Source organism: Pseudomonas sp. AIG, assembly GCF_977020205.1.
Genome location: NZ_CDROCK010000005.1, coordinates 1 through 12,462, shown reverse-complemented (window position 1 = coordinate 12,462; position 12,462 = coordinate 1). Strand labels below are relative to the sequence as shown.

Here is a 12,462-nt window from a genome sequence, read left to right as displayed (position 1 = left end):
GGCGTTTCGCAATATAAAAAACTATACAACGCAGTCATGAGGAACAAGGAAATGACCACAGCCCTGAGCGAAAAAGCAGTTCTGAGCGGCAAAGAAGCCGTTGGCGAAGGTTTTGTGCTGGAGACCATGCGCCATGCCCAGCAATTGACCTGGAAGGCCGTCGACGCCATCGCTGCGGTGATCAAACCGGGCATGCTCGAGTCCGAAGCGACGGCGCGTGGCAAGGAAATCCTTGCTGAACTGGGTATGGACCGCATCTGGCATCCGCTGCTGATCCGCTTCGGTGCCAACACGCTGAAGACTTTCAAACAGCGTTCCGACGGCGACCCTGTACTGGGTGAAAACGATATTTTCTTCATCGACATGGGTGTGGTCTGGCAGGGGCATGAAGGTGATGCGGGGGCGACCTACACCACCGGATCCGATCCGGACATGATCGCTTGTGCGTCGGCCTGTAAAGAACTGTTCGATCGGGTCGAGGCGTTGTGGCGCGAGGGCGTTTCCGGCATCGAGCTTTACCGCTTCGCGACGGATCAGGCCGAGGCGATGGGCTGGGTGCTGAACCTGAATATCAAAGGCCATCGGGTCAGCGATTTTCCTCATGCGATTCACCGGGGCGGTGATCTGGGTGACTTCGATCAGGCGCCGAATGCGGGCGTGTGGATTCTGGAAATCCAGATCGCTCACCCGTCGCGTGCGTTTGGCGCGTTTTACGAAGACCTGCTGATCTGATTTGTGCCGATTTTTCGGAGCATGCTTTTATGGGGACGTGACAACAGAGCGCAGCGCTATAGTTGTTTTTATACAGCGCCAACTTCGATGATGTACGCCGTTTCCTAACTCCAAAGTCAAAAAACAGGACGTCCATCATGAAAGTCAGCGCACGCAACGTATTCAAAGGCAAAGTCAGCAATGTTCAGGCCGGTGCGGTCAACGCCGAAGTGGTACTGACCCTGGCTGGCGGTGAGCAGTTGGTTGCGGTCGTGACCATGGAAAGCATCAAAAATCTCGGCATCGCCGTCGGCAAAGAAGCCGTCGCGCTGGTCAAGGCGCCATGGGTCATGCTGATGACCGAATCCAGTGACATCCGCCTGTCGGCACGCAACTGCCTGGAAGGCAAAGTGCTGAGCGTGACCGATGGCGCGGTCAACGCCGAAGTGGTCATCGAGCTGGCCGGTGGTTCCAAGGTTTACTCGATCGTGACCCGCGATGCCGTTGCTGAATTGGGCCTGGCCAAAGGCGTCAGCGCCACGGCGGTGATCAAGGCTTCGCACATCATTCTGGGTGTGCCGGCCTGATTTACTATTCAGGCAAATAAAAAAACCGCTGATTCCGCGATTCGGTATCAGCGGTTTTTTGCTTTATGGCGTGCCGTTTCGCCCGTACAGGCGATAGCCTTCGCGTTGGTTCAGGCGCTCGTAGTAGGCGCTGACGGCGGGCAAGTGCTGATGATTGAGTGGCGTTTCGAACCAGCGATTCACCGACAGTCCGATCGGGATATCTGCCAGTGAAAACCCATCGCCACTGACGTAAGCACCGGTTGAATCCAGTTGCCGCTCGAGAATCTGCATGTTCTTCGACCATTGCTCGATGCCGTTGGCCAACGCAGCGCTGTCCTGATGCTCTGGTGACTGGCGCACCAGCGACATAAAGGCGTACGACCACGAGCGATTCAGCTCTGAAGCCTGCCAATCGATCCACTGATCAATCCGCGCCTGAGCCATCGGCTCCGTCGGATAAAACTGCGCGCCGTCATAGCGCGAGACCAGATAACGAATGATTGTGTTCGATTCCCACAGCGTGAAATCACCGTCCTGAAGTACCGGCACCATGGCGCAGGGATTCAACGCCAGGAACTCAGGTGTGTCGGTCGACTTGAACCCCGAACCCCAATCTTCACGCGTGAAGGGAATCTGCAATTCAGCGCACGTCCACAGCACTTTTCGCACGTTGATCGATGAGGCTTTACCGAGTATTCGCAGCACTGAATGTCCCTTACCCAATCGTCGTCAGGCGTAAAGAAATACCACAGCGCAACAGAGAAGGCCCGCACTAGGCGGGCCTTGGTTTTTCATCGGGACAATCTCACAGACTGTTCGCCAGTTTCCCGCCCATCATCCGCCGACGATAAGACGTGTCGCGGTTAGCCAGCCAGAAATACAACGGCGAGGTCACCAGCAACCCCACCAGCCACGACAGATCCGCACCGTTGATGTGTGCCGAGACCGGACCGACGTACAACGGCGTGTTCATGAACGGGATCTGCACGGCGATGCCGATCGCGTAGGCCAGCAACGCCTGCGGGTTGTAACGGCCGTAGATACCGCCATCGACCTGAAAGATCGACTGGATGTCGTACTTGCCTTTGTGGATCGCGTAGAAGTCGATCAGGTTGATCGCGGTCCACGGCACCAGCACCACCAAAAGCACCAGCACCATGTCGACGAAGTGGCCAATGAAGTCTTTCGAGGCGCCGACGGCGGCGAAGCAGCAGGCCAGCAAGACGATGATCGAGATCACTGCGCGGCTCTTGGCGGTGGGGATCCAGCGGTAGGCGAAGGTCTGTACCAGAGTGATCAGCGACAGCACCGCGCCGTACAAATTGAGAGCGTTGTGGCTGATCACGCTGAGCAGGAACAGCACCAGCATCAGCGGGCCAATCGAGCCGGTGGCGAGTTTCACCGCGTCCATGGTGTCCATGCCCACAGGCGTGGCCAGCACCGCAACGGCACCGAAGATGAACGCCAGACTTGAGCCCAGCGCCGAGCCCAGATACGTGGTCCAGAACGTCGACGAGACTTTGACATCGGCCGGCAAGTAACGCGAATAGTCGGACACGTAAGGCGCAAACGCGATCTGCCACAACGCCGCCAACGACACCGTGGCCAGCCAGCCGGACAGGTTGAAGCTGCCACGGGTGAGGAAGTCGTCAGTCTGAATGTGCGTGAAGATGTAGCCGAAACCGACCACGATGCCGATCCCCAGCACCCAGGTACCGATGCGGTTGAGCACGTGGATGAAGCGGTAGCCGATGATGCCGATGACTCCCGAACCGACTGCGCCAATGACGATACCGACCGGCACGGGAACGCTATCGACCACGCCGTGCAACGACTTGCCTGCAAGGACGATGTTGGAGGCGAAGAAGCCGATGTACATGACGCCGGCAATCAGTACCACCAGCAGCGCGCCGAGGGAGCCGAACTGCGCGCGGCTCTGGATCATTTGCGGGATGCCCATTTGCGGGCCTTGCGCCGAGTGCAGCGCCATCAGCACGCCGCCGACCAGATGGCCGACGAGAATCGCAACGATGCCCCAGACCAGATTCAAGTGGAACAACTGCACGCCCAGTGCACCGGTGACGATGGGCAACGGCGCGATATTGCCGCCGAACCAAAGGGTGAACAGATCCCTGACCTTTCCGTGGCGATCTTCGGGGGGCACGTATCCTATCGTGTGTTTTTCAATCAGCGGAGCGGAGGATGCTGCAGGGGTAGCCATGACGAACTCCAAGGCAAGGATGAGTACGTGGACGTACTTCGGCAAGCGCCGGCACGGGCGGCGCATTTCTTGTTGAAGTGATCATGTGCAAAGCGTCGGGATAGATAAATTAGTAAGTTTGTTGCTTCAGACCTTAAAAAAAATATGCTTCGGCGGGTGCGCGCGTCCGGTATGTTCAAACCTGATCGTGCGCCAGGGAAACAGGGCGAACACCCGCGCTCTTTTGGAGACTCATATGGCCGCCTACAACCTGCGCCAACTCAAATACTTCGTCACCACCGCCGACTGCGGCAGCGTCGCCGAAGCCTCGCGCAAGCTGTACATCGCACAGCCGTCGGTTTCCACCGCGATCAAGCATCTGGAGGAAAGCTTCGGCGTGCAGTTGTTCATCCGCCACCACGCCCAAGGCGTCTCTCTGACGCCCAGCGGTTCGCGCTTCTATCGCAAGGCGTTGGAGCTGCTGCGGGTCGCCCATGAGTTTGAGCAGAACGCTTTGGCCGACAACGACGTGGTGGCGGGGCAGATCGATATTGGCTGTTTCGAGACCGTCGCGCCGCTGTACCTGCCGCGCCTGATCGCCGGGTTCAAGGCGCGTTGGCCGGGTGTGGAAATCCGTATTCGTGATGGCGAACAGCAGGAACTGGTGCAGGCGCTGACCGCCGGCAGCATCGACGTGGCAATGCTGTTCGAACACGATCTGGACAGCACCATCGAAACCGCGCCGCTGATGCCGCCGCAACAGCCTTATGCGTTGCTGCCGGCCAGCCATCGCTTCGCGCAACAGGCGAAAGTCTCGCTGCATGATTTGGTGTTGGAACCGATGATCCTGCTCGACGTGGTGCCGAGCCGCACCTATTTCGTGAGCATCTTCGAAGAGCGCGGCCTGACGCCGAACATCGTCTTCAGCTCACCGTCGATCGAGATGGTGCGCGGCATGGTCGGCAACGGTTTCGGCTTTTCGATTCTGGTGACCAAACCGTTCAGCGACTACACCTACGACGGTCAGCAAGTCGTGTGCGTGCCGCTGGCGGAAGACGTCACCGGTTCGGGATTATCGGCGGCCTGGCTGCGGCGGGTGCAACTGACCAAACCGGTGCAGTTGTTTGTCGATCATTGCCGTGAAGAGTTGGCCCGACTGCACCCGTGAGTGCCGTCGAGCCGGGGTTCAATCACGGATAAACGCAAGCATGCGCTGGAGCATCTGATCGCAAGCCTGCAATTGATCGAGGCTGACAAACTCATCGGGTTTGTGGCCCTGATCCATGCTGCCGGGCCCGCAGACCACGGTCGGAATGCCGACAGCATCAAACAGCCCGCCTTCAGTGCCAAACGCCACGGTGCCGAAATCCTTCGAGCCGCAAAAAACCGAAATCAACTCGGCGGCCTGACTTTGCGCATCAGTGGCCAGCCCCGGATACGCCGACAAGGCGCTGAAGCGGATATCACTTTGCGCATTGACCGCACGCATGCGCGGCAGCACTTCGCGCTCGGCATAGTCTTTCAATGCTTCGGCAACCAGCGCCGGATCCTGTGAGGGCAGGGCGCGGATTTCGAAATCGAAACGGCAATCGGCAGGCACGATATTCAAGGCTTTTCCGCCGCTGATGACACCGGTCTGCACCGTGCTGTAGGGCGGATCGAAGCGCGCATCGTGATGCTCCGGCGCTTTCAGTTGTTGGCCGAGGCGACCCAGTTCGCCGATCAGTTCGGCGGCGTATTCGATGGCATTAACCCCGAGCGGTGCGTAGGCCGAATGGCACGGATGGCCCTGCACATCACAGCGCATCGCCAGTTTGCCCTTGTGGCCGAGCACCGGTTTCAGTTCGGTCGGTTCGCCGATGATGCACAACAGCGGTTTGATCGGGCGTTGCTGCAAGACCTTGAGCAACGAGCGCACACCGAGGCAGCCGACCTCTTCGTCATAAGACAGAGCAATGTGCACCGGCAGACGTAACGACGCTTGCACCAGCGCCGGCACCAAGGCCAGCACGCAGGCGATATAACCCTTCATGTCTGCCGTACCGCGCCCGAATACTTTGCCGTCGCGTTCCGTCAGTTCGAACGGCGGCAGCGTCCACGGCTGGCCGTCAACCGGCACTACATCGGTGTGCCCGGACAGCACGATGCCCGGTTGATCCACCGGGCCGATCGTGGCGAACAGGTTGGCTTTGCTGCGCTCGTCGTTGTAAATCAGCGCACACGGGATGTCGAACTCTTCAAGGTAATCGCGGACGAACTCGATCAACTGTAAGTTGGATTCACGGCTGGTGGTATCGAACGCCACCAACGCTTTGAGCAACTCGACGCTGTTCATCGGTCATCACCGGCCACGCCATAACCCGGCGCTTTGGCGGGATCGAGGGCGCGATCGATGTAGTCCTGAAGCTGCGGTTCGTAGGCATCCCAAAGCGTTTGCAACTGACCGATCGGGTCTTCATCGGCCCAATCCACGCGCAGGTTGACGATCGGCCAGGTTTGTTCACCGACCACCACGACAGCGGCCGAATGCACCGGACCGGCTTCACCGCCAAGGGCTTGTGCGGCGTGCAGGGCTTTAAGCAAACGATCGGCGAGTTGACCTTCGCCGTCCTCGAAGGCGCTGACCATCGCTTCGATCACCGAACGCCCGGCGAGCATGTTGCCGGCGGCCACGCACTGTTCGCCGCTGACCGCGTTGTGCACGCCGAGGGTTTGTGCACCGCTGAAATGTGCGGTCTGGCCGAGGTGGTTGATCGCGGTGATCTGGCGGTACTGGCTGTAGCCGTTGCGGGTCAGGACCTTGTCCAGCGCATCGTCCGGCGCCAGACCCTGCTCCATCAGCGCGAGGACTTCCGGACCGAGTGACGGCAGGGTGATGTTCTGGCTCGACACCGCGCCAACGCCCGGCAACAGCCACGGGCAGCGGGCGCCGACGGCGATGCTGGAGGAACTGATGGCGACACCGAACTGGCCGGTTTCAGCACAGCGGGCTGCGATTGAAAAGGTCATCTATTGGACTCCTTGTGTGTCTGGGCGGGCCTCATCGCGAGCAGGCTCACTCCCACATTGAAATACATTCCCCTGTGGGAGTGAGCCTGCTCGCGAAGGCCGCGACTCGGTTTCCTGACTTACTCAGGAATCACCGCAATCACATCAATCTCCATCAACCACTGCGGCTGCCCCAGCGCCGACACCACCAGTCCGGTGGAAATCGGGAACACCCCCTTGAGCCACTTGCCGACTTCGCCATACACCGCCTCGCGATAACGCGGGTCGATCAGGTAAGTGGTGGTCTTGACGATGTGGCTCATGTCGCTGCCGGCTTCTTCGAGCAGTTGCTTTACGTTGCGCATGGCCTGTTCAGCCTGCGCACGCGGATCACCCAGACCGACCAGATTGCCGTCGAAATCAGTGCCGACTTGCCCACGGACATACACGGTGTTGCCGGCACGCACGGCCTGGCACAAGTCGTTGTCCAGCGTCTGGTTCGGGTAAGTGTCTTTGGTGTTGAACATACGAATGCGCGTGTGGGTAGGCTTGCTCATGTGCAGCTCCTGAAAGAAGGTTTGCCCCGGCGCAATCGGCGCCGGAGCGAAAGAGGGATATCAAGCGTCGACGGTGTCGGCGGCTTTGCTGTGGGTACCCGAGTGCAATGTGGCTTCACGCTGCTCGGCATCGCGGTAGTCGAGGTATTTGCGCTGGGTGGCGATGTGATCGGCGACGTGCTTGGCGTCGTGCCACACGCCCCAGATAAACGACGAACCCCGGCGTGACTGCCACGGCAAACCGAGGAAATACACCCCCGGCTCACTCGACACGCCGCGCTGATGCACAGGCTTGCCCTTGTCATCGAACGCCGTGACTTGCAGCCACGAGTAATCCACGGCAAACCCGGTGGCCCAGATGATCGACGTGACGCCGGCCTCGGCCAGATCCAGGTCGGCCAGCGGATTTTTCACGCACTCAGGGTCGGGATAGGTTTCGCGCGCCTCCGGTTCTTCCGGCAGATCGAGGCCGTTGCGCTCGATGTAGGCATCGGCAGCATCGAGCAACGCCAGGTAGTTTTCGTCGCCGCGATTGAGATTGCCGAGCAGATCCTGCTTGAAGGTCACCACGCCGTTATTGAACGACTCGGTAACGCCGACCAGGGTCATGCCGCGATGGGCCAGACCACGGAAATCGATGGTGCGACCGCCATGGGCGCCACTGACTGCAATGGTCACGTGCTCGCGACCGGGTTTCATTGCCGCCTGATCCCACTCGCCGAGCACGCCCAGCCACCAGCAGAAATCACGGTTGCGGTAAGCACGCGGTGGGCGGTCGTGGGCGCCAACCGACAGGTAAACCTGCTTGCCGGAACGTTGCAATTCATCGGCAATCTGCACACCGGAGGAACCTGCGCCCACCACCAATACCGCGCCTGCCGGCAATTGCTGCGGGTTACGGTAGTCAGCGGAGTGGATTTGCAGCAGACGTTGGTCTTGCGGGGCAATCGCCGGGATCACCGGTTTCTGGAACGGGCCAGTCGCGGCGACGACGCGGCTGGCTTCGATTACACCTTCGGACGTCTCGACAGTGAAACCCGGGCGCCCGACATTGCGCACCACGCTTTTCACTTCCACGCCGGTACGGATCGGCGCATTGAATTTCTTTGCGTAGGCTTCGAAGTAATCGGCCACGCGTTCTTTCGGGGCGAAACCGTCGGGATCGACGTCATCGAATTCCAGACCCGGGAAGCGGTCGTGCCATGCCGGGCCGTTGGCAACCAGCGAGTCCCAGCGCCCGGTGCGCCAGCGTTCGGCAATGCGATTGCGCTCCAGCACCAGATGCGGCACGCCGAGTTTGCTCAGGTGCTCGCTCATCGCCACGCCCGCTTGGCCGGCACCCACGATCAGCGTGTCTGTTTTTATTATTTCAGGGGTCATCTCTACATCCTTCCTAGCAAGGCAGTGGGATTCGGGCCGCTGTTGGCTTGTCCGTTTTGCTTGAGGTCAGACTAGGGAGAGGGGGGATATCGGTAAAATATTATTAAGCTGGGATGTGAAGATAAAATTCTGATGCAGAAGGGCGAAAGCCTTTAAATACGCGGCTTCTAGCTGTTTGAGCGGGAAGAGAGGGGCGAGCGTAACCCCTATATTTCGCGCGAGCCTTTGCGCGCCAGTGTGTCACCGGTGAGGAGTTTTTTCGCCGTCTCGGGCGCATCCGGCAATTGGCCGCTGAGATCCCAGATTTCGAGCATTTTTGCGTATTCGAAAGCGTGGCGCGGGTCGCGCTGTATCCAGCGCTGGAAATCCTGGCGTACAGCCGGCGGACAATTGTCATCGTGCAGACGCATGCACCAATCGGCGGCTTGCACAGAGATGTCTTCGTCCATTTCATTGAGGTCGGAAGGGGTCATTGAGCGAGGGTAACAAAAAAGTCCGTCAAGCCGATGCCGACGGACTTTTTAATTTCGAATTTTCAGCGTTTGAGAAACGCTAGCAAATCCTCATTCAATGCCTGCGCATGCGTCACCGCAAAACCGTGCGGTGCCCCGGCGTAAACCTTCAACTCGGCACCCTTGATTTGCGCCGCCGCCTGTTTACCGGTGGTTTCGAGCGGCACGATCTGATCGCCGTCGCCATGAATGACCAGCGTCGGCACGTCGATCTTGGCCATGTCCGGGCGGAAGTCGGTTTCCGCGAACGCCGTGACGCAATCCACGGTGCCTTTGAGCGAGGCCATCAGGGCGATATTCAGCGTTTGCGTGAGCACGCCGTCGGAGACTTTCTGGCCTTGATTGGTGCCATAGAACGGCGCAGCGAAATCGGCGATGAACTGTGCGCGATCCTGCAGCAGGCCGGCCTTGATCCCGTCGAATACCGAGCTGTCGACGCCCTGCGGGAAATCGGCTTTCTTGCCGAACAGCGGCGTGACCGCACCCAGTAGCACCAGACCGGCAACCCGCTCGCTGCCATGCCGGGCGATGTAGCGGCTGACGTCGCCACCGCCCATCGAGAAGCCCACCAGCGTCACATCGCGCAGGTCCAGATGATTGATCAGTTGCGCGATGTCATCGGCGAAGGTGTCGTAGTCGTAACCGGTCCACGGCTGGTCGGAACGACCGAAGCCACGGCGATCGAACGCGATGGTGCGATAGCCACGGCTGCTCAGGTATTCCATCTGGTATTCCCACATGTCGGCATCCAGCGGCCAGCCATGGCTGAACAGCACGGGTTTACCGCTGCCCCAGTCCTTGAAATAGATCTCGGTGCCGTCTTGCGTGGTGAAGGTGCTCATGGAAACTCCTGCTTCAGGGTTCGCGGTAGTGCCGGAATGGCGGCATTCACTATCAGCGCAAAGCGATCCGGCTACTTGTATGCAGGTGCTGGCTTTACGTCGGCTCGGTCATGGATCCGCGCCAGAGTTGTATGATGCAACTCAAAGCCGCCCGGCCGACCACTGAATCGAGGGAGTACGTTTACGTGAAACGCAAAAGCCTGCAGGGCAATGCCTGCCCGGTCGCCCGCACGCTGGACCTGATCGGTGACTGGTGGTCGTTGCTGATCATTCGCGATGCGCTGGACGGCATCCGGCGTTTCAATGATTTCCAGAAGAGTCTGGATATCGCCAAGAACATGCTCAGCGCACGCCTCAAGGGGCTGGTGGAGCAGGGGATTCTGCAAGCGCTGCCGGCCGCCGACGGCGGGGCTTATAAGGAATACGTGCTGACCGAGCGTGGCAAAGCCTTGCAGACCGTGATCGTCGCACTGTCGCAATGGGGCGGTGAATTCATGTACGCGCCGGGTGAGCCAGGGTCGGTGATGGTTGATGCAAAGGATCGTCAGCCGATTCGCAAGCTGGAATTGACGGCGGCCGATGGTCGCGTGCTGGCCCCGGAAGACGTTGCGACGCGACTGGGTGTTGAACACTGAAAGGCGGCGCTGATCAATCAGGCTATGCCTAGCGGGACTGCGATGCCGTTTGTACATTCCTCGTTACAAACCCGACAAACGGTCGAAGCGATTGTTTGACGTCAAAATGGTGGCCATCTAATATCGCGCCACTATTTTGATGTCACTTTTCGTCTCGAGGGATCGAACATGTCCTCACCCGCCCTCGTGGCGAGGTTGTGCGTAGCTTTGCTGTGCCTGTCTCCACTTCAGATTGCCGTCGCCGCTCCGACTCCCGGCGACACCGACCTTATCCGCGACCGCCAGAACCGCCTGCTCGAAGAACAGCAGCGACGCCTTGAGGAACTCAAGGATCTGCCCGGCAAGGACGCCAAGCCTGCACAACCGGCAGCCCCCACCGATACCCGCTGTTTCCCGATCAAAGACATTGAGCTCAAGGGTGCCGACAGCCTGTCGGACAACGAAAAAAACCGTCTGCTCAAGCCCTATATCGGTGAGTGCCTGGGCGTACCTCAGCTCAACGAGCTGCTCAAAGTCATCACCGATCATTACATCGAGAAAGGCCTGGTGACCAGCCGCGCTTATCTGCCGCAGCAGGATCTGTCCACCGGGCATCTGCAAGTGCTGGTGGTCGAAGGCAAATTGGAAGGCATGAAGGGCGCGGAAAACAGTCAGCTCTCGGAGCGCGAACTGGCCATGGCCTTTCCCGGCAACACCGGTGAACTGGTCAACCTGCGCGAGATTGAGCAAATGGTCGATCAGCTCAACCGCCTGCCATCCAATCAGGCAAAAATGGAGCTGGCGCCCGGCCAGAACGTCGGTGGCAGCGAAGTGCTGGTCACCAACACGCCGCAGAAGCCATGGCGAGTCGGGCTGTCGCGCAACAACGACGGCCAGCGCAGCACCGGTGAGCAGCAGTGGGGCACCACGTTTGACTGGGACAGCCCGCTTGGCCTGGCGGATCAGTTGAGCCTGCGCGGCGGTCACGATGCGATGACTGACCATCAGCACACCTCCAACAACGCCATGCTCAATTACAGCTTGCCGTGGGGCTGGTGGACGTTCAGCTACACCTACAGCCAGAGCGAATACCGCTCGCAGATCGCCGCCAACCTCTACAACTTCAAACAGACCGGCGACAGCGAAAACCATCAGTTGCGCGCCGAGCGGGTGATCCATCGCGATGCCGTCAGCAAGACCTCGCTCAGCGCGGGTCTGTCGTATCTGCGCACCAACAACTTCATCGAAGACAGCAAACTCAAACTGAGCAGCAACCGCATCAGCGAAGCGCAGTTCGGCTTCAACCACGGTCGCCGTGTCGGCAGTGCCTTCGTCAACTTTGACGCCGGCATGCAAGAGGGCATCGGTGCCTTCGATGCGCAGGGCAGTCACGATCCCGGCCCCGGCGAGCCTAATGCACGCTACCGCAAATACACCGCCACCCTGAGCTACCTGCAGCCGTTCAAGTTGTGGGGCGAGTCGTTCAGTTTCAGCAGCCTGATGACCGGCCAGCGCAGTGAAGATGTGCTGTTCAGCCCGCAGCGCACCAGCCTTGGTGGCTCGTCGTCGATTCGTGGTTACAAGGACCAGTCGCTGTCCGGCGATAGCGGTGGTTACTGGCGCAACGATCTGCGTTGGTCGCGCCCGGTGACCATCGAATGGCTGCAACCGGTGTTCTCCGAATACGGCACCAGCCTCGGTTACGACCAGGGTGTGATCCAGAACGGTCGCTACAACGGCGATCAGCACGGGCGCATGTCGAGCAATTCGCTGGACCTGTTTGCCCGTGGCAAATACCTGTCTGCCGGGGTGACGTTTGCCCATTCCCTGGAACGCCCCGATGCGCTGACCGAGCGTGAAGCACCGATCTATTTCCGCCTCGACTTTTTTATCTAAAAACAACTTTTCGAGATCATCGACATGGATGTTCGTCAGTTCGCCTTCCTTGCAGACCGACCTTCTACGGCCGTGAGAACACATGAGTCTTTTTTGGGCATGCCCAAACGCGGGTTGGCGTTCCTGTTGGCGAACGTGATGTTCTGGCAACCGATGTGGGCGCAGGCCGACGGCATCGTGGTGGCCAACCCCA

The 12,462-nt window shown here is 59.5% G+C and carries 13 protein-coding genes; 5 read left to right on the top strand and 8 right to left on the bottom strand.

Annotated features, from left to right (window positions below):
• The first annotated feature begins 51 nt into the window (after nucleotides 1–51).
• Both ACWR1S_RS04850 and ACWR1S_RS04845 read left to right on the top strand, forming a co-directional pair.
• Nucleotides 52–732 carry a M24 family metallopeptidase gene (locus tag ACWR1S_RS04850; protein ID WP_454562626.1) on the top strand — a complete coding sequence of 227 codons (681 nt, stop codon included), beginning with the start codon at nucleotides 52–54 and terminating at the stop codon, nucleotides 730–732.
• 137 nt (nucleotides 733–869) lie between these two features.
• Complete coding sequence (locus ACWR1S_RS04845) at nucleotides 870–1,298, top strand: TOBE domain-containing protein (RefSeq protein WP_077573316.1); 429 nt, start codon at nucleotides 870–872, stop codon at nucleotides 1,296–1,298.
• Nucleotides 1,299–1,361: 63 nt separating this feature from the next.
• Here ACWR1S_RS04845 and ACWR1S_RS04840 read toward each other — a convergent pair whose 3' ends face one another.
• Together ACWR1S_RS04840 and ACWR1S_RS04835 are read right to left on the bottom strand one after the other, a co-directional pair.
• Nucleotides 1,362–1,985 carry a glutathione S-transferase family protein gene (locus tag ACWR1S_RS04840; RefSeq protein WP_454562625.1) on the bottom strand — a complete coding sequence of 208 codons (624 nt, stop codon included), beginning with the start codon at nucleotides 1,983–1,985 and terminating at the stop codon, nucleotides 1,362–1,364.
• A 100-nt stretch (nucleotides 1,986–2,085) separates the two neighbouring features.
• Nucleotides 2,086–3,501: a purine-cytosine permease family protein gene (locus ACWR1S_RS04835; RefSeq protein WP_454562624.1), complete on the bottom strand. Its 1,416-nt coding sequence runs from the start codon at nucleotides 3,499–3,501 to the stop codon at nucleotides 2,086–2,088.
• Nucleotides 3,502–3,736: 235 nt separating this feature from the next.
• On the opposite strand from ACWR1S_RS04835, the gene ACWR1S_RS04830 reads away from it, so the two are divergent.
• Nucleotides 3,737–4,648: a LysR family transcriptional regulator gene (locus ACWR1S_RS04830; RefSeq protein WP_454562623.1), complete on the top strand. Its 912-nt coding sequence runs from the start codon at nucleotides 3,737–3,739 to the stop codon at nucleotides 4,646–4,648.
• 18 nt (nucleotides 4,649–4,666) lie between these two features.
• Here the strand turns inward: ACWR1S_RS04830 and argE are convergent, their stop codons facing one another.
• From argE to ACWR1S_RS04800, 6 genes are all read right to left on the bottom strand, one after another.
• A complete protein-coding gene (gene argE, locus ACWR1S_RS04825) occupies nucleotides 4,667–5,815 on the bottom strand; it encodes an acetylornithine deacetylase (RefSeq protein WP_454562622.1) in 1,149 nt (382 codons plus the stop codon).
• The gene (locus ACWR1S_RS04820) at nucleotides 5,812–6,489 is read right to left on the bottom strand and encodes a DUF1028 domain-containing protein (protein WP_454562621.1); all 678 of its coding nucleotides are present in this window, start codon (nucleotides 6,487–6,489) and stop codon (nucleotides 5,812–5,814) included. Before ACWR1S_RS04820 ends, argE begins: the two co-directional genes overlap by 4 nt.
• Before the next feature lie 119 nt (nucleotides 6,490–6,608).
• Nucleotides 6,609–7,025 (bottom strand): RidA family protein, encoded by a 417-nt coding sequence (locus ACWR1S_RS04815; protein WP_008086115.1) that lies wholly within the window; start codon nucleotides 7,023–7,025, stop codon nucleotides 6,609–6,611.
• 60 nt (nucleotides 7,026–7,085) lie between these two features.
• On the bottom strand, nucleotides 7,086–8,405 hold the full coding sequence (locus ACWR1S_RS04810) for a flavin-containing monooxygenase (protein ID WP_454562620.1): 1,320 nt from the start codon (nucleotides 8,403–8,405) through the stop codon (nucleotides 7,086–7,088).
• 206 nt (nucleotides 8,406–8,611) lie between these two features.
• Nucleotides 8,612–8,878, bottom strand: a complete 267-nt coding sequence (locus ACWR1S_RS04805) for a FecR/PupR family sigma factor regulator (RefSeq protein WP_454562619.1) — start codon at nucleotides 8,876–8,878, stop codon at nucleotides 8,612–8,614.
• 62 nt (nucleotides 8,879–8,940) lie between these two features.
• Nucleotides 8,941–9,759 carry an alpha/beta fold hydrolase gene (locus ACWR1S_RS04800; RefSeq protein WP_454562618.1) on the bottom strand — a complete coding sequence of 273 codons (819 nt, stop codon included), beginning with the start codon at nucleotides 9,757–9,759 and terminating at the stop codon, nucleotides 8,941–8,943.
• 185 nt (nucleotides 9,760–9,944) lie between these two features.
• On the opposite strand from ACWR1S_RS04800, the gene ACWR1S_RS04795 reads away from it, so the two are divergent.
• The gene (locus tag ACWR1S_RS04795) at nucleotides 9,945–10,394 is read left to right on the top strand and encodes a winged helix-turn-helix transcriptional regulator (protein ID WP_454562747.1); all 450 of its coding nucleotides are present in this window, start codon (nucleotides 9,945–9,947) and stop codon (nucleotides 10,392–10,394) included.
• Nucleotides 10,395–10,562: 168 nt separating this feature from the next.
• Nucleotides 10,563–12,269, top strand: coding sequence for a ShlB/FhaC/HecB family hemolysin secretion/activation protein (locus ACWR1S_RS04790; RefSeq protein ID WP_454562617.1), 1,707 nt, complete (start codon nucleotides 10,563–10,565; stop codon nucleotides 12,267–12,269).
• The last annotated feature ends 193 nt before the right edge of the window (nucleotides 12,270–12,462 follow it).

What these genes read in the sequence shown, in the direction of transcription:
- ACWR1S_RS04810 (WP_454562620.1), bottom strand. Translation starts at nt 8,405, where the DNA reads ATGACCCCTGAAATAATAAAAACAGACACGCTGATCGTGGGTGCCGGC.
- ACWR1S_RS04835 (WP_454562624.1), bottom strand. Translation starts at nt 3,501, where the DNA reads ATGGCTACCCCTGCAGCATCCTCCGCTCCGCTGATTGAAAAACACACG.
- ACWR1S_RS04820 (WP_454562621.1), bottom strand. Translation starts at nt 6,489, where the DNA reads ATGACCTTTTCAATCGCAGCCCGCTGTGCTGAAACCGGCCAGTTCGGT.
- argE (WP_454562622.1), bottom strand. Translation starts at nt 5,815, where the DNA reads ATGAACAGCGTCGAGTTGCTCAAAGCGTTGGTGGCGTTCGATACCACC.
- ACWR1S_RS04850 (WP_454562626.1), top strand. Translation starts at nt 52, where the DNA reads ATGACCACAGCCCTGAGCGAAAAAGCAGTTCTGAGCGGCAAAGAAGCC.
- ACWR1S_RS04830 (WP_454562623.1), top strand. Translation starts at nt 3,737, where the DNA reads ATGGCCGCCTACAACCTGCGCCAACTCAAATACTTCGTCACCACCGCC.
- ACWR1S_RS04845 (WP_077573316.1), top strand. Translation starts at nt 870, where the DNA reads ATGAAAGTCAGCGCACGCAACGTATTCAAAGGCAAAGTCAGCAATGTT.
- ACWR1S_RS04790 (WP_454562617.1), top strand. Translation starts at nt 10,563, where the DNA reads ATGTCCTCACCCGCCCTCGTGGCGAGGTTGTGCGTAGCTTTGCTGTGC.
- ACWR1S_RS04805 (WP_454562619.1), bottom strand. Translation starts at nt 8,878, where the DNA reads ATGACCCCTTCCGACCTCAATGAAATGGACGAAGACATCTCTGTGCAA.
- ACWR1S_RS04815 (WP_008086115.1), bottom strand. Translation starts at nt 7,025, where the DNA reads ATGAGCAAGCCTACCCACACGCGCATTCGTATGTTCAACACCAAAGAC.
- ACWR1S_RS04800 (WP_454562618.1), bottom strand. Translation starts at nt 9,759, where the DNA reads ATGAGCACCTTCACCACGCAAGACGGCACCGAGATCTATTTCAAGGAC.